Consider the following 19318-nt stretch of genomic DNA (forward strand, 5'->3'; position numbering starts at 1 on the left):
AGGCTGCGGGCCCATGACAGAAGCGGAACTCCTGCAAGAAGCGGATCGGCTGGGGCTGTTGCTGGCGGAAAAAGCCGCGGTCCATGACCGGGAAGGATCGTTTCCCGACGAGGGACTCGAGGCCACCCGCCGCTCCCCGGTCAACACGGCGCTGGTGGATGGGTGCTCCTGGCTGACCTTCGGGCGCATCATCAGCCGCCTGTCCCGGGGCAATGCCTCGTTCGCGACCGCGTGGCTGATGCACCAGGGCTCGGGCGCCGCGTTCCTGGCCCTGGCGGATCCAGAGCAGGTGGCCTTCTTCGGCGCCGAGTTCCGCCAGGGCGCGTGGTTTGGCAACGCCCTGTCCGAGCCCACCAGCGGCAACCTGTTCCTGATGCCCCAGCAGGAGGCGCGCCGGGTCGAGGGGGGGTGGCGGCTGTCCGGAGCCAAGCGCTTCGTCTCGGGATGCGACCGCGCGAAGTACCTGATGACCAACGCCCTGTGTGACGGGCAGCCCCGGTTCTTCATCATCGACAAGGACGACTCCATCCACGTGGAGGACATCTGGGACACGATGGGCATGCGCGCCACGCGCAGCCAGTTGCTGCACATGCGGGACACGCTGCTGCCCGAGTCGCGCCAGCTCCGGCTCGATCCCTCCGCGCCCAGCGTCATCTCGGTGGGCCTGCCGTGGATTTCCATCGGCCTCGCCGAGGCATCGCTCGCCTTCGCGCTCGACTACGCGCAAGCGCGCCGGCTGCCGCCGCGAAACAGCCCCCTCGCGGAGATGCAGTGGATCCAGTTCTCCGTGGCGGACATGAGCATCCGCCTGGAAGCGGCCCGGGCCCTGGCCGAGCGCGCCGCCACGGCCACGGACCAGAAGGAGCCGAACGCCTTCCTCCTCCAGATGCAGGCGAAGGTGGTGGCCAATGAAGCGGCCATCGCCATCTCCACCGCCGCCCTGGAGCTGGCCGGGGGCACGGGCTACCTGCGCACCCACCCCATCGAGCGCTACGTGCGCGACGCCATGAGCGGTCCGCTGATGGCGTGGTCCTCCGCGGTCATCCGCGACTTCCTGGGCAAGCAGCTGCTCGGCCTGAACGGACCGCCCTCGCCATGACCGACGCCATTCTCGTGTGGGTGACGGCGCCCTCGGCCGACAAGGCCGCGGAGATCGCCCGGACACTGGTGGAAGAAGGACTCGCGGCATGCGGCAACGTGGTGCCGGGGCTGCGCTCCATCTACCGATGGGAGGGCCGGGTGCACGACGAGCCCGAGGCCCTGCTCATCCTCAAGACCTGGGCGCCCCGCTTCGAGGCCTTGCGCGAGCGCGTGGTGTCGGTGCACCCCTATGAGTGCCCGGAGGTGATCCGCCTGGACGTGGCGGATGGTCACGCGCCGTACCTGAAGTGGATTCTGGACGCGGTCACCCCCAAACAAGGGTGAAGGAGGCGACGCGTCATCACCCCCGACGCGCGAAAACGCTCGCGGTGAAATTCTCATCACGCAGCGGATGCGCCCCCAGGGTGGATGTCATTGCACACGCTCCCGCGAAAAAGCGCGTGTCCATGAACTCATCACAGGCGTGTTTGTAGTTGTCCCCCTCACTGGGGACCCACATCGGGGGACATCTGGCGACGTGCCTCGGAACGTTCCAGATTATTTCGCCCGATCACTTCTCGACACAGCGTGCTACAAGCCTCTCTCAGGAATCGCCGCGAGCCGGGAACAGGGGGGGCTCCATGACCTCCCTGTCCGAGACACCGTCAAGAGTTGACGCGCGGATCACCCTGGGATGGAGTGACGTGCATGAGGCGAAGGGATTTCACCGCGAGTCTGGGTCTCTCCCTGTTGGCGTCTCCGTTGTTGCGCGTGCTGGGCGAAGGAGAAGCCCACGCGGCGACGCCCCTGCCCCGGCGGCTCATCGTCGTCTTCACTCCGAATGGAACGGTGCACCGCCACTGGCGTCCCACGGGAGGCGAGCTGGATTTCGAGTTCCCCGTGGGCGGCATGCTCGAGCCGCTCAACCGCCACCGCGCCAACCTGCTCGTCTGTGATGGGCTGGACTTCGTGGACGTGGACAATCACGACGCCGGCATGGCCAACATGCTCACGGGCGGCGGAATGGCGCAACACGCCTCCGGTGGTTTGTCCATTGATCAGTATGTCGCGAGCAAGATTGGCGAGGGCTCGCGGTTCAAGTCGTTGGAGTTCGGGGTCCAGACGAGCCTCTGGGGTGCGTCGAAATCCACGCGGATGTCCTACTCGGCGCCGGGTGTCTTCGTGTCTCCCGAAGACGTGCCGCGCAATGCCTATCAGCGGCTCTTCGGCGCGCTCGGGGGTGATACGTCCTCCGCTGACAAGCAATTGCGCCGCCGCAAGAGCATGTTGGATCTGGTGCGCACCGAGATGAACGGCCTGTCCGAGCGGGTGGGCGCGGAGGAGAAGCGGCGGCTGGAGCAGCACCTGGAGGCCCTGCGCCAGACGGAGAAGGGGCTGGTGACGCCCATCTCCACGGATGGATGCGCTCCCCCCGAGGTGCCCATCGCGGTGAATGCCCAGGCCAACGAGCAGTTCCCGCTGCTGGGCCGCATGCAGATGGACCTGATGGTGAGCGCGCTCGCCTGTGGGATGACGCGGGTGGCGTCCCTGCAGTGGTCCCACACCGTCGCGCCCCAGGTGTTCACCTGGGCGGGCTCCAGCGAGGCCCACCACGAGCTGTCCCACAAGGACGACGCCAACACGGCGGGCATCGCGGACTTCGTGCGGTGCGAGCGTTGGTTCGCCGAGCAGTTCTCCTACCTGCTCTCGGCCCTCAAGGCCCGTCCGGATCTCGAGGGGGGCGGCACGATGCTCGACTCCACGCTCGTGCTGTGGGCCAAGGAGCTCGGCGACAGCCGCCTGCACAACTGCCGCTCGGTGCCCTTCGTCCTCGCGGGCGGCGCGCGCAGCGGTTTCCGCTTCGGCCGCTACCTGCGCTACACCAACGCGTCGCACCAGAAGCTGCTCACGTCGGTCTGCCAGGCCATGGGCGTGTCGATCGAGGCGTTCGGCGATCCCTCCCGCTCCACCGGTACCCTCGACGGGCTCGTCTGACCCGCGCTCCTTCCCCTCTCTTTCCGCCGTCTTCGTCTCCCTTCTTCGCGACTCGCAGGTGGACTCCGTGCTGACCTTCCGGCAACTCGTTGCCCTTGGCGCCCTTTTCTCCTCCGCGGCCTTCCTGTCGGCGTGCACCTCGTCCAATGACGCGGGCTGCCCCGACGATCTGGAGTTCTTCCGCACCCAGATGTGGGAGCCGGTGATGTCCACGCAGTGCATCGCCTGCCACTCCTCCGGAGGAGCCGCGGCGGCCACGCGCATGGTGCTCCTCCCCCCGGGCGAGCCAGGCGCGCTGGAGAACAACTTCATGACGGTGCGGGCCATCGCGCGTCAGAAGCTGGATGGCACGTCCCTGCTCCTGCTCAAGCCCTCGGGAACGCACCCCGAGGGGCATGGCGGAGGCAAGCTCGTGGCCCAGAGCAGCGTGCTCTACACGAACTTCCAGCGCTTCGCGGACCGCATCAATGGCGTGCCCGGGGCGTGCCAGAGCTCGCCCCAGCAGATGGCGTGCACGCCGGAGGGGCTGGACCCCAGCGCCAAGCGCCAGCTGCGCATGCTCACCCGCTTCGAGTACGACAACACGCTGCGCGACCTGCTCTACCTGGACACCGACTCCCAGTGGGGCAAGGCCCTGCCCTCGGAAGAGGTGGTGCACGGCTTCGACAACACCGCGGATGCGCGCGCGGTGGGCCAGTTGCTCACCGACAAGCTGCTCACCGTGTCCGAGCAGGCCGCTGAGGCCGCCATGGCGAAGCTGTCCCGGCACGTCTCCTGCGCGCCCGGTGAGGCCTGCGCGCAGACGTTCATCCAGGACTTCGGCGCGCGCGCCTTCCGCGCCCCCCTGACCGAGGAGGACGTCACGCGCTACCGGACGCTCTACGCGTCCGTGGCGGCCGAGGACGGCTACGTCAAGGGGCTCGAGGCGGTGACCGCCGCCATGCTGATGTCCTCCAACTTCCTCTACCGCTCGGAGCTGGGGACGCACCAGGGCAACGGCCGCTACGCGCTCAGCGACTATGAGCTGGCCTCGGAGCTGTCGTACCTCTTCTGGGGCTCCATGCCGGACGCGGATCTCTTCGCCAAGGCCAAGGCGGGCCAGTTGCACACGCCAGAGCAGCTCGCCGCCGAGGCCCGCCGCATGCTGGCCTCGCCCCGGAGCCGCCCCATGCTCGATCACTTCGTGAGCCAGTGGTTGGACCTGGAGAAGCTCGATCAGGCCCAGAAGGATCCCAGCCTCTTCTCGGACTTCACCCCGCAGGTGCGCGCGGCGATGAAGGCGGAGACGCTGGCGCTCTTCGATCACGTGGTGCGCGACGGCGGCGGACGGATGTCCGATCTCTTCACCGCGGACTACACGTACGCCTCGGATACCCTGGCGGCCTTCTACGGCCTGCCCTCCTCCTCCGCGGCGGGAGCCGTGTCGGCCACGGGCTCGCGCCGCTGGGAGCTCAAGGGCTCGGGACGGGGCGGCCTCCTCTCCCATGGCAGCATCCTGGCCTCGCAGGCCACGCCCCAGGTCGCCTCGCCCGTGCGCCGGGGCCGGCTCGTGCGCGAGCGGCTGTTGTGCCAGCCCCTGCCGCCCGCGCCTCCGGGACTCAACCTGGAGCTGCCCACCATCGATCCCCAGCAGCCCAACCGGGAGCGTTTCACGGAGCACTCGCGCAACCCCGCCTGCTCGGCGTGCCACAAGATGATGGATCCCATCGGCTTCGGCTTCGAGCAGTTCAACAGCGTGGGCCGCTACCAGCCCCAGCTGGCCAACGGAACGGCCGTGGACGCGAGCGGGGAGATCCTGGCCTCTCCCGCCACCGAGGGCACCTTCACGGGCGTCGAGGGGCTCCAGGACAAGCTCGCCGACAGCCCGGACGTGCAGGGCTGCTTCTCCTTGAACTGGCTGCGCTTCGCCTATGGCGTGTCCGGGGATGATGCCTCCTGCGCCGCCACCCAGCTGTCGGAGCGTTTCCGCCAGGGCTCTCTGAGCATCCCGGAACTGCTCGTGTCGCTGACCCAGCTGCCGCGCTTCACCCAGCGGTGGGGGGAGATCACCGCCCTGCCCACGCCGACGCCTGGAACGGACCCCGTTCCCCCGGAGGACATCCCCGGAACGGGGGATCCGACCACGCCGCCCCCGACCTCCGGTGGCGTCCAGATCTCCACGAAGGTCCAGGATGATTGGGGCGGCGGCTACTGCCACAACGTCAAGGTGACCAACGCGGGCTCGTCCGAACTCGACTGGCGCATCACCCTCAAGGTGGAAGGCACCCTCTTCAACGCCTGGAACGCCACCTACCAGATCACCGGGAACGGCGTGGAGTTCACCGGCGTGGACTGGAACAGCCACCTCGTGCCGGGCGGCAGCGCCAGCTTCGGCTACTGCGCCAGCCGCTGAGTCATTCCGCCCGCGCGTCGGTGGACCCGGCGCGCGGCGGGAGAGTACACACGGGGAAGTTCAGGCTTCCTCGTCGGGCAGGAGCGTGAGGAGCAGTTCGTCGTCGGGACCGAGCGGACGCCAGCCGGGCGGTGGTGGCTTGGCGAGGAGCGCATCGCCGGCCTGGTCGACGCGCTTCTCATGCGTTTCGGGGGTGTAGGCGGACCACGAGCCGAGCGCCTTGGCGACCTTGAAACGGTTTTCGTCGTCCAGCACGGCTGGCCAACCGTCGGGGATGCTCTGGGACAGCAAGCGCACGAGCACATCGCGGACAAAACGTGTGACCTGCTTGCGCTGCTCCGCCTCTGCGAGCAGTCCGCTCAACACCTGCACCCCGGCGATGTCGTCCTTGCCAAGCTCTTCGGCCAGGACATACAGAGGGACGGCAGGACGCGCCTCGGCGAAGGCGGTGAGTGACGTGAAACCACGCGCGCGAACCCGCTCATACAGGCGAACCTTCCAGTTGCCCTGCCAAGCATTCTGTCCGTCGCTCATCGTCCTCTCCAAGGAGTGAAATTCACGGGAGTGAAATTCAGGTCTCTTCGTCGGGCAGAAGCATGAGGAGCAGTTCATCGTCGGGACCGAGCGGACGCCAGCCAGGCGGTGGTGGCGTGGCAAGGAGCGCATCACCAACCTGATCGACGCGCTTCTCATGCGTTTCGGGGGTGTAAGTGCTCCAACGAGCGAGTGCATGGGCGACATCGAAACGGTTTGATTCATCCAGAACGGCAGGCCAACCGTTCGGGAGACGCTGGGACAACTCACGCACTAACTGTCCGCGCACCAAGCGCGTCACCCGATGGCTCCGCTCCGCCTCGGCCACCAACCCGCTGAATACTTGCACCCCTGCGATGTCGTCCGCCCCAAGTTCCTCGGCTAGCGCTACAAGCGAGGCCGTGGGGCGTGCTTCGGCGAAGGCGGTGAGCGAATCATATCCAAGCTCGCGAACCCGCTCATACAAGCGAACCTTCCAGTCGCCCCGCCACGCCTGTTCGTCGCTCATGGTCCTCTCCAATGAGTGAAGGTCAACGGAATTTTGTATTCCTTCATATACTCCGCGACAACCTTCAGGACCTCGCTCGGATTCAACATCCGGCCAGCCCGGTTCTCAGCTTTTTGCAGCACCTTCATGATCATCTGGTTCCACTCGCCGGGCCATGTGCGACCCAGACGCCAGTTGCCACCGCCATGGATCGCCTCGTGGCCTGCCTGCTCCATTCTGACGCAGAACTGGTCGATGCTCATGTCTCCGGTGAAGCCGCGCTGCTCGAACCACCCACGGTGCTCTCTCGGCAGGACGTGGTGTTTCGGGGCCTCGGCCATGCCAGCCCCCGCTCTGCCCGTCGGGTGCATGGCACGCACCTCGGGTCCATCACCCAGTGCGTCGCGTACCCCCTGCGGCAACTCGTCGTGCCTTTGCGACATCATCACCTGACCGGCGTGTATCCGCACGGCGGCGCCGACAACAGGAGCGGAGAGGACACCCGCCCGGACGAGCCGGCGCATCATCTCCACCCACTCGGCGGAGACAACGAGCTGCGAGCCCATCATCACGCCGTTGGAGCCCATCACGAGTCCCACACCCAGCGTGACGGGGGCCGCTGGCGGCAGTCGTGGCAGTGACAGCTTCATCATCGAAACCTGGGTGAGCATTTCGACGAGTTGCGCCGCCAGGATGAGTTGACCGACGCGCTCGGTGGACACGCGCACGGCATCTCGGGTGGAGGTGTAGTCGCGGGAGAGTTCCCCCATGAGGACGGGAAGCGCGCTCGCCGTGGACTCGACCCGCCCTGGCTCCAGAGAGGCGAGCGCCTTCATGGAGGGCTCAAGCCGCTTGTGCACCCCCTCCAGGTCCATGAGCAACCGCTCGACGCTGTAGAAGGGACAGTGTTGGAGCACGACGTCCGTGAAGTGGAGGAAGTCGAGCCAGGCGGAGAGCAGCAGAGTGCCGGACAAAGCAGCCTCGAGACGTGGGCCGGAGAGACGCAGGAGGGCGAGCTGCATATCCGGGTCGTCCACCTGTGAGGCAGTATGGGCCAGCTGGGCCGCGCCCCCGAGCGCGGCGTCGAGCCACTGCCGTTGTTGTACGCCATAGGCGACATAGGGGGAGAAGAAGCCATCGATCTGGCCGCCGATGCCCATCTGACTGGCCTTGAGTCTGGAGAGCGAGAGGGCGATACGGCCGAGGGAGCCGGACACCTCGTCGATGACGCCAAGAGCAGCTTGATGGGCCTCCGTGGCACTCCGGCGCCCGGGCTCCATGGCGTCGACCGTGCTTCCGACAACGGGTGACTCCGCTACAAAGCCACCGGAGCCGCCAGTTGCTTCGGCCAGGACAAATGGGGAAGAAGCTCGCTGATCCCCCTGACCCTGGCCATGACCGCTCAACAGGCCGCCGCGCGGAGAACTCGTCGCGCACCCCGTCAGCAGGACGGCGAAGGCCAGGGTGAGCGGAAGCACATTCCCGCCGCGCTCGATCATTCGCCGTCTCGCGAACAAGCGCATGTGGCTGGTCGTCGGCATGAGGAGGCTCCGTCAGTCGCACCACCGCCTCCAACCATAGTCCCTTTCTTGGACTCCTCTCTCAGTTCCTCGGCCAACATCACCCAACTGAACTTCTAAAGGTACCCTACCCTACTTGACTTGAGAGGTCGAATCCGCTTCCCTGCGTGTGGAAGCAGCGACTGGGCGAGTCCTGGCGAGGTCAGCACATGGCGGACGAGAAGAAGGGTCACGGGCGAGTGCCCTTCCAGCTGGGCAGGCGCTACAAGGAGGTGGGTCCCGACCTGGGCCGCCTCCACGAGGCATGGCAGGTGGGCACGGGCTTGCCAGGGGTGGTGCTGATACCCAGCAAGCGCATGAACTGGCAGCCCGAGGGCCTCTGGCTGTTCGAAATGTCCTGCCAGCGGGGCCCGGTCACCATCGAGATGGTACTGGGACACGCACCGCCGTCCGTGCATGTGCCGGAGTTGATGAACGTCCTGGCCATGATGAAGGCGGCGATCGAACGCGTGGAGAACAATCCCCGGCTGCGGGCCCACTTCGCCCGAGGGCCCCTGTTTCCTCGGGAACCGTGGACCCCTCGCGTCCACCCGGAGCGGCGTCCACGCAAGCTCCACGCGACCGCCACCGGAACCCTGCTCCTCCTGCTCCTCGGCGTCTGGCTCCGTGACACGAACCGCCTCGGGGACCCGGAAGCCCTCTTCGCGGAGAGAACCCTCCCCACCGATGCTCCGGCTTTGATTGGCGCGGGAGAATCCCAAGCGAAAGTCCCCGCCTACCCGCTGCCTCCCAAACCCTTTCGCAATCAGGCCATGGCCCCCTGCAAGACCCGAGGAGAAATCGCTATCAACGGCGGATGCTGGATGGCATTGGAACAACGTCCTCCCTGCTACGAGAATCAGGCCGAGTACCAGGGCAAGTGCTACATGCCCGTCGCCAAGGAGAACCGTTTGCCGCAATCCGCTGAGCCATGAGCCATCAACGGGCCCCCCCAGCTCACGGTGCCTGGGCATCCCAGGACGTCGTGAGCCCGAAGTGGTGTTGGACCCGGAGCGACGCCTCGATCAGGCCGTGCTCCTCCAGGCGGACACTGGCCCAGCGCGCCCCCGTGGCCAGGTCCGAGACGGCCACGTAGGGTGAAGGCAGGGGCACGACGTGGAAGATGGTGCTCAACGTCAGCCGGATGATGGGCGAGTCGAGCAGGAAGGCACACCCGATGAGCTGTTCGCGCAGGGCCTGCTTCTGGTCGCGCATCCACTCAAGCTGGCGCTGACGCTGGGCGGCCGTGGGCAGCGCGAGCCTCCCCATGTCGAGGACGCTGACGTACAGTTCTCCCCGCCGCAGGTAGGCCGCTCCCCGGACGAGGTACTCCTCGAAATCGGCGTCCGAGACCGAACCCCGGAAGCGGGAGATCAGCAGCGGCCAGAGCGAGTCGTCGAAGGTGATTCCAGCGCCCATGGAGTTTTCCAGAGCCCAGTATGACTGATTCCAGGCGGCTCCGGGTAGTTCACGAAGCGCCCTCGCCCTTCGGCACCGTGTACGTGGTGGACGAGGGGGATCAACGCTCGCTGCGCTTCGACAGCGCCGAGGGCACGCTCCAGAGCGCCTTCCTCCGGAGCGATCCCCTCGCGATCACCACGAGCTATGTGCGGGTGGCCGCCGCGGGACTCGCCTTCACCCGGCGCCGCGAGCGGATGCTGGTGGTGGGGCTGGGAGGAGGCGCCTTTCCGCTGATGCTGCACCGGAGGCTTCCTCGGGTCCGGGTGGATGTGGTGGAGCTCAATCCCGTGGTGGTGGACGTGGCCCGGCGCTTCTTCGGGGTGCGCCCGGATTCGCGGCTGCGCATCCACGTGGATGACGGGGCGCGTTACATCCTCCGCCGGGAGCCGCCCTATGATCTCATCTTCCTCGATGCCTTCTCGGACCAGGGAACGCCCGATCATCTGAAGGAAGCGCTCTTCCTCGATCACGTCCGCGCCCGGCTGACCTCCGAGGGCGTCGCGGTGCTCAACATCGCCCTGGAGACGCCCCGCGACGTGGAGGCTCGCATCGAGACCTTCGCCCGGACCTTTCCCGGCTGCGCGGTGCTGCGCGGCACGCCGGAGACGGGCAACCGCATCCTCGTGGGCACCCGGCGCCCCCTGCCCCCCGAGCCCGTGTTCCGCAAGCGGATGGGCCAGCTCGCGCGGGAGCTGGAGTTACCCGCGCTCCACCACAGCGTGGCGTCCTTCGAGCCGGTTCGAGGCTAGCGCTCCTCGGAGACGCCGGCGAGCAACAGGCCCCAGCCCAGATGGGGGTGCACGGGCTCCAGCACGGGCTCGCCCTGGCGCAGCCGCCGCGCCGCCACGAGCCCCGCCGCCCGCTTCGCCCTCCGGGGCAAGATGGAGTTCAGCCGCGTCATCCACCGGTGCGTCAGGCCCGGATGCACCCGGGGCACTCCGCGCTCGAAGGCGGCGATCGCCTCGGACGCGCACCGGGCCGCGGAGATGCGCATCCACGCCGGCGGCGGAGCCACCTGATCCTCCGCGCCCGATTGCTCGTCCACCCGGGTGTCCACCGCCGCGGGGGACACCTGCGTCACCACCACCCCGGTCCCCAGCAACTCCAGCCGCAGCGACTCGGTGAAGCCATCCAGGAAGCGGCGGCTGGCGCAGTAGACCGCCATCCCCGGAGCAAAGGAGTTACCACCCGCGGCGCCGACGTTGAGGATGCCGCCGCGCTTGCGCGCCACCATGTGCCGCACCAGCCGGTGGGTGAGCAACAGAGGGGCCGTCACGTTCACCCGCATCATCTGATGGATGCGCGACCAGCTCTCGCGCTCGTACAAGCTGTAGTCCCCCAACCCCGCGCTGTTCACCAGCACGTCCACATGGACGAGGTTGCGGCGCAGCGAGTCCAACAGCGCGTCCACGTCCTCGGGCTGGGCCAGGTCGCACTGCTCCACCACCACGCCCAGCGTGGGATTGCGCGCGTGCAGCTCGTCCCGCAGCGTCTCCAGGCGCTCCTCGCTCCGGGCGACGAGCACCAGCGTACGGGCCCGGAAGGCGAGCTGGCGGGCGATCTCCCGCCCAACGCCCGAGGACGCCCCCGTGATGAGCACGGTGCCAGAATCGATGGGTGGTCGCATGGAAACTCCTCCCCTTGGGCCAACGAACCACAACGGTAATCCTCCCAGGCGGGGTCTCGCATGGCTCGCCCGCTCGCCTGCGCGCTCGCTCTCCTGCCGAGGACCATGGCGTGCCGTTGCACAGACTCCACGTCATCCCGAAACAACACTCAGAGCCCCCTCCACGCCGGAGGTCGGGCGGTCCTGGAGGGGTCCCATGTCCACGCCATCCCGCATCCTCGTGCCGGTGGATTTGATGGAAGGGTCGCAGGCGATCGTCGACTACGCGGTCGCGCTCGCCCAGCCATTCAACGCCAGGCTCGAGGTGCTGCATGCCTGGGAGCCGCCCCAGTACGTGGCGCCGGATCTCCTCGTGGCCGCGCCGGGATGGAACCCCCAGCCCCTGGAGAAGATGGCGCTCGAGACGGCGCGCGAGTCCCTCCAGAAGTTCATGGCGAGCATCCACAGCGCGAGCGCCGTCACCCAGCGCATGGAGGTGGGCGAGCCCGCCTCGGCCATCCTCCGGGTGGCCGAGAGCGGTGGGTTCGACCTCATCATCATGGGCACCCATGGGCGCCGGGGTCTGCCCCGCCTGCTCATGGGCAGCGTGGCGCACAAGGTCATCTCCCGGGCGCACTGCCCCGTGCTCACCCTGCGCGTGCCCGAGGCGAAGTAGCCGCCTGGCTAGGAGGAACTGGCCGCGGAGGCCTCGTCGCCGGGCGGCGTGTCCTCCACGCCCGTGAGCGGCTTGAGGGTGGCGCGCAGGGCGAGGATCTGCTCGCGGGCCATGTCCTTGAGCCGTCCCACGTCCTCGAGCGTCATGCCCTTCGTGGAGATGGGCGTGCCCACGGTCACCAGGCCGCGCGACGTGGCGAAGCGCCAGGAGTGCTTGGGCAGGGCCCGGCGCGTGCCGCTCACCGCCATGGGGAGCACATCCGCGCCCGTCTCGATGGCCAGGCGGAAGGCGCCATCCTTGAAGGGCAGCAGCTCGTCCGTCTTCGAGCGCGTGCCCTCGGGGAAGATCATGATGGGCATGCCCTTGTCGAGCCAGCGGGCGCACTGGGCCATGGCCTGCTGGGCCGAGTCCTTCTCGCCCCGGCGCACGGGGATGTCCCCGGCGAGCCACATGCTCCAGCCCACCACGGGAATCTTGAAGAGGGAGTCCTTGCCCAGCCACTTCATCTCCCACGGCAGGTAGGAGATGAGGAAGCAGTCCGCGTTGGACTCGTGGTTGCTCACCACCACGGTGCGGGGCCCGGGCGGCACGGGATTGCCATGCACGGCGAACTTCCAGAAGGGGTTGAGCCGGGCGGCGGTGGCTCCGATGAGCCGGAAGAGCCGCCCCGTCACCACCTTGCGCCGGTCGAAGGGCCAGGTGACGACGAGCGGCGCCTGGATGCAGAAGCCCGTCAACGCCACGAGACCGGTTTCCGCCCACGCATACATGGAGAGCAGCGCGTTGTTCACGTTGTTCATGAGAGTGACTCCTGGCCTATCAGCGGCGGACCTTGGGGTCTAGGTCCACACTCACCGGACAGTGATCCGATCCGAGGATGTGGGGGTGGATGGCGGCACGTTTCACGTAGGGCATGGCTCCGGGCGAGGCGAGCACGTAGTCGATCCGCCAGCCGACATTGCGCTCGCGCACGCCGAAGCGCTGGCTCCACCAACTGTAGTGCCCGGCGCCCTTCTCGAAGTGGCGGAAGGTGTCCACCCACCCCGCGCGGAGCCACCGGCAGAACTCCTGGCGCTCCTCCAGGAGGAAGCCGCTCGTCTCCCGGTTGTCCCGGGGCCGGGCGAGATCGATTTCTTGATGCGCCGTGTTGAAGTCCCCCATGACCACGAGCCGTTCGCCGTCGCGCAGGCCCTTCTCCAGCAGCTCGTAGAGGCGGCGGTAGAAGGCCAGCTTGAAGGGCACCCGGCTGTTGTCGCGCTCCTTCCCATTGCCGTTGGGGAAGTAGCAGTTCACCACGGTGAGCTTGCCGAAGCGGGCCACCTGGAGCCGGCCCTCCACGTCCATCTCCGCCACGCCCAGGATGCTCACCACGTCATCGGGCGTCGTCTTGCGCGAGAACAATCCCACCCCGCTGTAACCAGGGCGATGCGCGGAGACGAAGTGCGCGGAGCGCCAGCCCTCGGGCTTGCGCACCTCGTCGGGAAGCTGCTCCTCGCGGGCCCGCACTTCCTGCACGCCCACCACGTCCGCCTTCTCGGCCGCCAGCCAATCCAGGAAGCCCTTCTTGTGGGCGGCCCTCAATCCATTCACGTTCCACGAGACGATGCGCACGGTGCCCCTCTCCTTGCCCGAGCGGCCCGCGCGGATCCACTCCGAATGCACGCACCCTACCCCGCCATTTCGTGGGGCATCTACTGCTGGACCGCGAGAATGAGCCCCTGCCGTACGTCCACCGCATAGGTCGCCCCTACATCGAGCAGCGGTCCTTCCTCCTGGCAGGCCCCGGGAGCGAGGGAGATCCTGACGAACACCTGATCTTCGGGGCCAGGAAAAGCGATGACGTCATAGGAGGCCCGTTGCGCGAGACAGGCAGCCATCATGTCCGACGCATCCTGACGCCATCTCCCTTGAGGATGGAAATCCTCCATCGCGAGGGAAATAGCGGCAGCCAGGGGACCTGGAATGGACTGCCGCTCCTCGTCTGGAAAATGCCTTGGAAACTTGAACCACGAGGCTTGCTCCGCCGGAACACGGGGGATCGCGGAGGCATTCACACAAGAGACCGTTGAGAGCAGGAGCAGAAGCAAGAACCTCATGGACGAGACCTCCAATCCCTTTGGATGGAGAGAATCCTCCACGTTCGGATATCCACGGCGTATGTCGTGGAATCCACGACCGGGGCCTGAGTCTCGGCATCCAAGGTGACTCCGCTGGCCCTGGCGCACGCCTCATCGGCCACCAACCGCACGAGGAGTACCCCTTCGGGCCCCTGCGCTACCGAGACGCCATACGACGCACGCTGATGCAGACATGAGTCCACCGACTCCTGGGGAAGGAATGCGTCCAGGGCCAACATCATGGCGGCGACCTTGTTCCCCTGAACAATGATCCGGCTCTCAGGAGGAAACTCGGCTGGGAACTCCACCCGCGCGGCCCGTTCTGGAGGAGCATGAGGGACATGCCGACGCCCGGTCAGGCAAGCGGAGAGAACGAGAAAAAGCAATGGCCACATGTACTTCATGAACGCTCCCCGTCAACGGCCGTGACGAAGCCATACGGTTTGTCTTCGGGCTTGATGATTCCAATCAACTTCCAAGCCTTCCCCTGCCGCTCAAAGAGCTCACCGGGTTGGTCGTCATATCGATGGGGGACCAACTTCTGGATGTGACATTTCGTATCGAATTGAATCCGAATCATCCAGCGTTGACTGTCCTCTTCCAGATCACGCCGCGACAGGCGAGAGGGCGCCCACGGATGACTATGAAAGTCCGCCAGGACCGAGACCTGCCCGCGCCCATCCTTGACGCGCCTGGGGACATAGCAGTTCTTGATGTTGCTCGGACCTACCCATTGAGGCTTTCCCAGGGGAGAGGGATGACTTGAATAATAAATGCCTTCAACCGAGTAGATAAGCCCACAATACCTCTCCGTCTCCACTCATTTCAGGGCATGGGCGGTACGCCTCCGCCATAGCATGGCAAGCAGTGACCAGAGTGCCCATCCACCGATCCCGGGCGCCGCCCCGCAGCCCTCGGACTTCGGAGGATTGCCGACGGTCCCCGCGTCCGGCACGCCGGCGTCCCCTCCCCCTGGATTCGCCGAGGAGACGCCCAGTTGCTCCGCGAGTTGGGGCCAACGTGCCGAGCACAGCGTTTGGACAGGCGTCCCGGACGGGCATTGGTGCACGCCCTGAATCTCCCGGAGGCTGAAGACAGGCGTCCACGTGGTGCCCTCGTCCGTGCTGCGCGCCAATTCCCAATCATTCGACCAGGTGGATCCGCATGCGTGCAACACGCCTCCCGAATGGGTCACACACGCATTGCCATTGGGCTCGGACAACCGGGTAAAGGCTTCACCCTCCTGGGACCGGAAGAGATGGTTGTACGTGGCCACCCAGACCGTTCGTCCATCTTCCGAGACATCCAGGTTGACGAGCAGATCGTCCTGCTCCAGCGCGGGAGCGAACGTGCGGCCCCCGTCCTCGCTGCGCAGCACGCTCTGGCGAGGCACGCCCGAGGCACCCAGCGACGACACGCGCGCCCACACCACATCCGGACGGGCGGGGCTGACCGCCAGCAATTTCAAGTCATACGCCCCCTCGAGCGGCAAGGGCCATTCCGTCCAGGTCTCCCCCGCGTCGTCGCTGCGAAACACATACTGCGCATAGCCCTTCCAGCCACTCACGTAGAGGCGCTGGGGATCGGATGGGGCCACGCGTACCGCGGAGAAGACGGCCTCGCGCCGCAGCGCCGTGGGCGTCCATGTCCCGCCTCCGTCCTCCGAGCGATAGAGGGCGTTCACCATCGAGGGCCGTCCCGTGCTCAGGTAGAAGACGGCGTCATCGGTGGGGTGCGCGGCGAGGCCGGTGACCCAGGCGTCCTCGAAACCGGGCGCCGTGGACCAGGTACACCCCTCATCCCGCGAATGCAGCAGGGCCGTCCCCGTGGCCGCCAGCAGCGAGCCCTCGGCGCGCCACACGAAGCTCTCGGGCATCCAACTGCCATAGCCCATGGCCTCCGCGCACACCCAGCGCCACGTCCGGCCGCTGTCGCGCGACAGGAGCGCGCCCTGGGTGAAGCCCATCCACTGGTCCTCGGGGTGTCCCCGGCGCTGCGTGAAGCTGTGCGTCTCCGCGAAGCCGCCATGTGCGTGCGCCACCGGAGCGCTCAGGGCCCCCAGGCCCGCGAGCAGATGCCAGATCGTGATGCGCATCGGCCTCATCCCTACTCCAGGACCGCGCCCTGTTGAATCCACCGCTCCAGCATCGCGATGTCCGCCTCGGGCAGCGGCGCGCTGCGCTGGGGCATCCGCTCCCCACAGGCACCCGGAGCGCAAGGCAGGCCCGTGTAGTCGCCCTTCACCTTGTGCAACAGGAAGCTGCCCGCGGGCTCACCGGGCTTCACCCGGGGCAGCGAGGGCTCGCGGACACTCGCCTCCTTCAAGCGCTCCAGCAGCGCGGCGGCGTCGGCCACGTTCGTCGACAGGGGCACGTACCCCGCGGGATAGGCCGTGCCGTGGCACCCCGAGCCGAAGCCACACGAGGCCTGGAAGAGCGGCACCACGTCCTTCGTGAAGGTGGGCCGGGCGACCTCGGGCTCGGGCGTGGCGTCCTCGCCACAACCCCCCAGCAGGGCCAAGGCCCCCGCCATGACGACTCCCCAGTGCGCTCCAAGCTTCATGTGCGACATGCGTGCGCTCCCTCGTGTGCGGGGGTGAACCTTCGGGCGGTGTTGAACCCGAAGTCCAGGTGACAGTGCCAGCTTGGGCCCTACCCTGCACGCGCGAGGAAGCGGGCGCTCCGCCCCTTCACCTGACCGGAGGCGACAAACATGGGAATCAGCAAGGGCAGTGCGCAGTGGACCGGCGGTCTCAAGGACGGCAAGGGCGTGATGAAGCCCGCCCACGCGCCCGAGGCGCCCTTCTCGCTCGGCACTCGCTTCGAGGGTCAACAGGGCAGCAATCCCGAGGAGCTCATCGGCGCGGCGCTCGCCGGGTGCTTCTCCATGGCGCTCTCCCTCGGCCTGGAGAAGGCCGGCCTCAAGCCCTCGAGCATCAAGACGTCCGCGGACGTGCAGCTCGACAAGCAGGGCGAGGGCTTCGCCATCACCACCATCACGCTCACCAACGAGACGAGCGTGCCGGGGACCAACGACGAGCAGTTCCAGAAGATCGCCGAGGAGACGAAGAAGGGCTGCCCGGTGTCCAAGGCGCTCGCGGGCGTGAACATCACCCTCAAGGCGACGCTGGCGCGCTGAGCGGCGCCTCGCCCGCCCCCGGCTCCTGGGCGATTTCCCGGAGCCGGTGCGCCAGGAAGTGCGTGATGCTCCGGCGGACGATGTCCTGGGTCATGGGCTGCGGCACGTAGGCCGCCCCCAGCACTTTCTTGAGCTGGTCCGAGTGGAAGCGCCACGTCGTATCCGCGAAGACCTTGTTCTTCTCGATGATGCGATGAAGCTCGGCATCCACCTCGTGCTGGGGAGGTCCGAACTCCACGCGCATTCCCAATTGGATCCACGCGGGCTCCAGGGACTCATCCACCCGGAAGTCCTCATCCCCGACGCAGTTGAAGATCTCCGTGGGTTGACGGTGCTCCGCCGCCTCCAGGAGCGCCCGGGCGCGGCTCACCACCGTATCGATGCACACGAGGTTCAACCGGGAATCTCCCCTCAAATCGAGACGGATTCGCTCGACCGCTTTCCGCTTGCCATACAGGATGCCCTCCGCGAGAGAGAACAATCCAAAGCTCACCCCCGTGGACCAGCCCGTGTCCCGGTGGCCGATGACGGCACTCGGCCTGAAGATCGTCAAGGGCAATGCCTTCTCCTGGTGATGCTGGATGAGGCACACCTCGGCGATCCACTTGCTCAACTGGTAGGCATTGACGAGCCGGGGCGTGAAGTGCAGGGTCTCGCGCACGTCCTCGATACCGAAGCCGGCGGTATAGGCGGTGGAGACATGATAGAAGCGCTGGCATTGGCGCGCGTGCCGCGCGGCGAGATCATAGAGCGAGGAGGATGCCACCACGTTCTGATCCACCGCGGGCAGGATCTTCTTGAGGGAATAGCTCATCTCCGCGGCGACATTCCACACGTGTGTCACGTCCTCGAGAACGCGCGGAGCGAGCGTGCCCTCGAGGTCGCGGAAGTCCACCTGCGCGGTGGACAGCAGTGCCCAATGCGCGTCGTTCAAGAGGAGACCAAAGCCTCGCGCCGCTTTCTCGACCGCCGCGCGGACCCGGTCTCCTCCCGGATCGTTTCGCGACAAGGTCTTCACGCGCGTTCCCTCCGCCAGCAAGTTCGCCGTCAAGGCACTGCCCAGAAAACCCGTTGCACCCGTCACGAGGATCGTCTTCATTTGGAGCTGAACGCCTACCATCGCTCGCGTCCCTCCAGCAATGACCTTTCAGGATGAACGGTGTGTCAGGCCATTCCCTCTTCATGTGACATCCGTGCCACGCGCCCCCGCCAGCGAGCCCCACTCCTTGAGCGCTTGATCACGCCGGCCGAGGCGCCTCGGGCCGGGCAGCCCCCACCCCGTGGGCCCGGCGAAAGGCCCTCACGCTCGCGGCGATCTCCTCGCCTGCTTCCAGCAGGCCCGCGTGACCCGCGTCCTCCACCAGCAGCCAGTCCGCGCCGGGCAGCATCTCGCGCATGCGCAACATCTCCCGCAGGGGGACGAACACATCATTCCTCGCGGCGATGAGCTGCGTGGGAATCCGCAGGGCGCCGAGCACGTCCCAGGACGGCGGCGCCTCCACGAGCCCTCGGAGCATCAACCAGAAGGCGCGGGGATCCATGCGGCGCACGCCCACCATGAACTCGAGGATGTCCTCGCGGGGCGCCCTCGCCCGGAGCAGGCCCGTGGCCCGTCCAAAGGGGTAGGCGAGGCGCGAGCCCATGAACGCGTGGACGAGGGGCGCCGTGCGGGGCACCAGGGGCGTCAGGCCCTCGAGCACCTGGGACAGCCGCACCCGTCCTCGCGAGAAGAGGGCGCCACCGAAGCTCGGGTTGGGCGTCTCGGGACTGCCCGCGATGAGGGACACGGCGGGCACCAGCTCGGGCCGGCGCCGGTACAGCTCCAGCACCACCCGGACGCCCATGGAGAAGGCCACGTGGTGCGGCGGGCGTCCATCCCCCAGGGCCATCATCTTCTCGGTGACGCGCTCGAGGTCCTCCACATGGGCGCGCAGCGCGTAGTCCTCCGTCGGGGACGCCCCGCTGCGGCCATGACCCCGGTAGTCCCAGTGCACCAGCCGGTGATCCCGCTCCAGGTCCGTGACGAGGTAGCGCCAGAAGTTCTCCGTCGTGGTGATGCCGTTGGTGAGCAACACCGGAGGGCGGGCGGCGAGCGCCGGATCCGCCTCGTTCTCGCAGGCGGGGCCCGCGTGCGTGTGGTAGGCGATCCGGGTGCCGTCGGGCGCGGGAAGGTAGTGGGTGTGGCAGCGGTAGGGCATACGCCCCCACCATTCGGACGTTTTCCCGGCGGTGCAAGGCCCTCCCTTCATTATCGTTCCGTGCTTCCCATGACC

At 67.3% G+C, this 19318-nt stretch carries 20 protein-coding genes; 8 read left to right on the plus strand and 12 right to left on the minus strand.

Translation table 11 applies throughout. The annotated features are described in order from the left end of the window. Positions 1-13: 13 nt before the first annotated feature. From MEBOL_RS38045 to MEBOL_RS38060, 4 genes are all read left to right on the plus strand, one after another. The gene (locus tag MEBOL_RS38045) at positions 14-1099 is read left to right on the plus strand and encodes an acyl-CoA dehydrogenase family protein (protein WP_095981995.1); all 1086 of its coding nucleotides are present in this window, start codon (positions 14-16) and stop codon (positions 1097-1099) included. After that, on the plus strand, positions 1096-1425 hold the full coding sequence (gene cutA, locus MEBOL_RS38050; RefSeq protein WP_095981996.1) for a divalent-cation tolerance protein CutA: 330 nt from the start codon (positions 1096-1098) through the stop codon (positions 1423-1425). Before MEBOL_RS38045 ends, cutA begins: the two co-directional genes overlap by 4 nt. A gap of 363 nt (positions 1426-1788) precedes the next feature. Further along, a complete protein-coding gene (locus tag MEBOL_RS38055; protein ID WP_245919231.1) occupies positions 1789-3075 on the plus strand; it encodes a DUF1552 domain-containing protein in 1287 nt (428 codons plus the stop codon). Positions 3076-3142: 67 nt separating this feature from the next. After that, complete coding sequence (locus MEBOL_RS38060; RefSeq protein ID WP_157823914.1) at positions 3143-5467, plus strand: DUF1592 domain-containing protein; 2325 nt, start codon at positions 3143-3145, stop codon at positions 5465-5467. A 60-nt stretch (positions 5468-5527) separates the two neighbouring features. Here MEBOL_RS38060 and MEBOL_RS38065 read toward each other — a convergent pair whose 3' ends face one another. From MEBOL_RS38065 to MEBOL_RS38075, 3 genes are read right to left on the minus strand one after another with little or no spacing between them, the layout of a single operon-like run. Beyond that, entirely contained in the window at positions 5528-6001 is a 474-nt protein-coding gene (locus MEBOL_RS38065) for an NUDIX hydrolase (RefSeq protein WP_095981999.1), read from the minus strand. Positions 6002-6038: 37 nt separating this feature from the next. After that, positions 6039-6509 carry an NUDIX hydrolase gene (locus MEBOL_RS38070; protein WP_095982000.1) on the minus strand — a complete coding sequence of 157 codons (471 nt, stop codon included), beginning with the start codon at positions 6507-6509 and terminating at the stop codon, positions 6039-6041. Beyond that, positions 6506-8029: a DUF2380 domain-containing protein gene (locus MEBOL_RS38075; protein WP_245919233.1), complete on the minus strand. Its 1524-nt coding sequence runs from the start codon at positions 8027-8029 to the stop codon at positions 6506-6508. Before MEBOL_RS38075 ends, MEBOL_RS38070 begins: the two co-directional genes overlap by 4 nt. Positions 8030-8217: 188 nt before the next feature. On the opposite strand from MEBOL_RS38075, the gene MEBOL_RS38080 reads away from it, so the two are divergent. Further along, positions 8218-8982 carry a hypothetical protein gene (locus MEBOL_RS38080; protein ID WP_095982001.1) on the plus strand — a complete coding sequence of 255 codons (765 nt, stop codon included), beginning with the start codon at positions 8218-8220 and terminating at the stop codon, positions 8980-8982. Positions 8983-9004: 22 nt separating this feature from the next. Here the strand turns inward: MEBOL_RS38080 and MEBOL_RS38085 are convergent, their stop codons facing one another. Continuing rightward, positions 9005-9466, minus strand: coding sequence for a hypothetical protein (locus MEBOL_RS38085; protein ID WP_095982002.1), 462 nt, complete (start codon positions 9464-9466; stop codon positions 9005-9007). 20 nt (positions 9467-9486) lie between these two features. Here MEBOL_RS38085 and MEBOL_RS38090 point away from each other — a divergent pair, with 20 nt between their 5' ends. Next, positions 9487-10257: a spermidine synthase gene (locus MEBOL_RS38090; RefSeq protein WP_095982003.1), complete on the plus strand. Its 771-nt coding sequence runs from the start codon at positions 9487-9489 to the stop codon at positions 10255-10257. Here MEBOL_RS38090 and MEBOL_RS38095 read toward each other — a convergent pair. Next, the gene (locus MEBOL_RS38095; RefSeq protein WP_095982004.1) at positions 10254-11135 is read right to left on the minus strand and encodes an SDR family NAD(P)-dependent oxidoreductase; all 882 of its coding nucleotides are present in this window, start codon (positions 11133-11135) and stop codon (positions 10254-10256) included. The two genes, MEBOL_RS38090 and MEBOL_RS38095, sit on opposite strands and share 4 nt — an antisense overlap. A 196-nt stretch (positions 11136-11331) precedes the next feature. Between MEBOL_RS38095 and MEBOL_RS38100 the strand changes: the two genes are divergently transcribed. Further along, positions 11332-11790, plus strand: a complete 459-nt coding sequence (locus MEBOL_RS38100; protein ID WP_095982005.1) for a universal stress protein — start codon at positions 11332-11334, stop codon at positions 11788-11790. An 8-nt stretch (positions 11791-11798) separates the two neighbouring features. Here MEBOL_RS38100 and MEBOL_RS38105 read toward each other — a convergent pair whose 3' ends face one another. From MEBOL_RS38105 to MEBOL_RS38135, 5 genes are all read right to left on the minus strand, one after another. Further along, the gene (locus tag MEBOL_RS38105; RefSeq protein ID WP_095982006.1) at positions 11799-12590 is read right to left on the minus strand and encodes a lysophospholipid acyltransferase family protein; all 792 of its coding nucleotides are present in this window, start codon (positions 12588-12590) and stop codon (positions 11799-11801) included. A gap of 19 nt (positions 12591-12609) precedes the next feature. Beyond that, positions 12610-13401: an exodeoxyribonuclease III gene (locus MEBOL_RS38110; RefSeq protein ID WP_095983260.1), complete on the minus strand. Its 792-nt coding sequence runs from the start codon at positions 13399-13401 to the stop codon at positions 12610-12612. An 80-nt stretch (positions 13402-13481) separates the two neighbouring features. After that, positions 13482-13886, minus strand: coding sequence for a hypothetical protein (locus tag MEBOL_RS38115; protein ID WP_095982007.1), 405 nt, complete (start codon positions 13884-13886; stop codon positions 13482-13484). Positions 13887-14727: 841 nt separating this feature from the next. Next, positions 14728-16002 carry a WD40/YVTN/BNR-like repeat-containing protein gene (locus tag MEBOL_RS38130; RefSeq protein ID WP_157823915.1) on the minus strand — a complete coding sequence of 425 codons (1275 nt, stop codon included), beginning with the start codon at positions 16000-16002 and terminating at the stop codon, positions 14728-14730. An 11-nt stretch (positions 16003-16013) separates the two neighbouring features. Further along, positions 16014-16478 carry a hypothetical protein gene (locus MEBOL_RS38135; protein WP_095982011.1) on the minus strand — a complete coding sequence of 155 codons (465 nt, stop codon included), beginning with the start codon at positions 16476-16478 and terminating at the stop codon, positions 16014-16016. A 141-nt stretch (positions 16479-16619) separates the two neighbouring features. Here MEBOL_RS38135 and MEBOL_RS38140 point away from each other — a divergent pair, with 141 nt between their 5' ends. Continuing rightward, a complete protein-coding gene (locus MEBOL_RS38140) occupies positions 16620-17045 on the plus strand; it encodes an OsmC family protein (RefSeq protein WP_095982012.1) in 426 nt (141 codons plus the stop codon). Here MEBOL_RS38140 and MEBOL_RS38145 read toward each other — a convergent pair. Further along, complete coding sequence (locus tag MEBOL_RS38145) at positions 17023-18144, minus strand: NAD-dependent epimerase/dehydratase family protein (RefSeq protein ID WP_095982013.1); 1122 nt, start codon at positions 18142-18144, stop codon at positions 17023-17025. The two genes, MEBOL_RS38140 and MEBOL_RS38145, sit on opposite strands and share 23 nt — an antisense overlap. Before the next feature lie 139 nt (positions 18145-18283). After that, entirely contained in the window at positions 18284-19243 is a 960-nt protein-coding gene (locus tag MEBOL_RS38150; protein ID WP_095982014.1) for an alpha/beta fold hydrolase, read from the minus strand. Positions 19244-19318 lie beyond the last annotated feature (75 nt).

It is taken from the genome of Melittangium boletus DSM 14713 (assembly GCF_002305855.1).
Classification (GTDB): domain Bacteria; phylum Myxococcota; class Myxococcia; order Myxococcales; family Myxococcaceae; genus Cystobacter; species Cystobacter boletus.

What these genes read in the sequence shown, in the direction of transcription:
- MEBOL_RS38070 (WP_095982000.1), bottom strand. Translation starts at nt 6,509, where the DNA reads ATGAGCGACGAACAGGCGTGGCGGGGCGACTGGAAGGTTCGCTTGTAT.
- MEBOL_RS38065 (WP_095981999.1), bottom strand. Translation starts at nt 6,001, where the DNA reads ATGAGCGACGGACAGAATGCTTGGCAGGGCAACTGGAAGGTTCGCCTG.
- MEBOL_RS38080 (WP_095982001.1), top strand. Translation starts at nt 8,218, where the DNA reads ATGGCGGACGAGAAGAAGGGTCACGGGCGAGTGCCCTTCCAGCTGGGC.
- MEBOL_RS38045 (WP_095981995.1), top strand. Translation starts at nt 14, where the DNA reads ATGACAGAAGCGGAACTCCTGCAAGAAGCGGATCGGCTGGGGCTGTTG.
- MEBOL_RS38105 (WP_095982006.1), bottom strand. Translation starts at nt 12,590, where the DNA reads ATGAACAACGTGAACAACGCGCTGCTCTCCATGTATGCGTGGGCGGAA.
- MEBOL_RS38135 (WP_095982011.1), bottom strand. Translation starts at nt 16,478, where the DNA reads ATGTCGCACATGAAGCTTGGAGCGCACTGGGGAGTCGTCATGGCGGGG.
- MEBOL_RS38150 (WP_095982014.1), bottom strand. Translation starts at nt 19,243, where the DNA reads ATGCCCTACCGCTGCCACACCCACTACCTTCCCGCGCCCGACGGCACC.
- MEBOL_RS38090 (WP_095982003.1), top strand. Translation starts at nt 9,487, where the DNA reads ATGACTGATTCCAGGCGGCTCCGGGTAGTTCACGAAGCGCCCTCGCCC.
- MEBOL_RS38140 (WP_095982012.1), top strand. Translation starts at nt 16,620, where the DNA reads ATGGGAATCAGCAAGGGCAGTGCGCAGTGGACCGGCGGTCTCAAGGAC.
- MEBOL_RS38145 (WP_095982013.1), bottom strand. Translation starts at nt 18,144, where the DNA reads ATGAAGACGATCCTCGTGACGGGTGCAACGGGTTTTCTGGGCAGTGCC.
- MEBOL_RS38055 (WP_245919231.1), top strand. Translation starts at nt 1,789, where the DNA reads ATGAGGCGAAGGGATTTCACCGCGAGTCTGGGTCTCTCCCTGTTGGCG.
- MEBOL_RS38085 (WP_095982002.1), bottom strand. Translation starts at nt 9,466, where the DNA reads ATGGGCGCTGGAATCACCTTCGACGACTCGCTCTGGCCGCTGCTGATC.
- MEBOL_RS38095 (WP_095982004.1), bottom strand. Translation starts at nt 11,135, where the DNA reads ATGCGACCACCCATCGATTCTGGCACCGTGCTCATCACGGGGGCGTCC.
- cutA (WP_095981996.1), top strand. Translation starts at nt 1,096, where the DNA reads ATGACCGACGCCATTCTCGTGTGGGTGACGGCGCCCTCGGCCGACAAG.
- MEBOL_RS38130 (WP_157823915.1), bottom strand. Translation starts at nt 16,002, where the DNA reads ATGCGCATCACGATCTGGCATCTGCTCGCGGGCCTGGGGGCCCTGAGC.
- MEBOL_RS38100 (WP_095982005.1), top strand. Translation starts at nt 11,332, where the DNA reads ATGTCCACGCCATCCCGCATCCTCGTGCCGGTGGATTTGATGGAAGGG.
- MEBOL_RS38115 (WP_095982007.1), bottom strand. Translation starts at nt 13,886, where the DNA reads ATGAGGTTCTTGCTTCTGCTCCTGCTCTCAACGGTCTCTTGTGTGAAT.
- MEBOL_RS38075 (WP_245919233.1), bottom strand. Translation starts at nt 8,029, where the DNA reads ATGCCGACGACCAGCCACATGCGCTTGTTCGCGAGACGGCGAATGATC.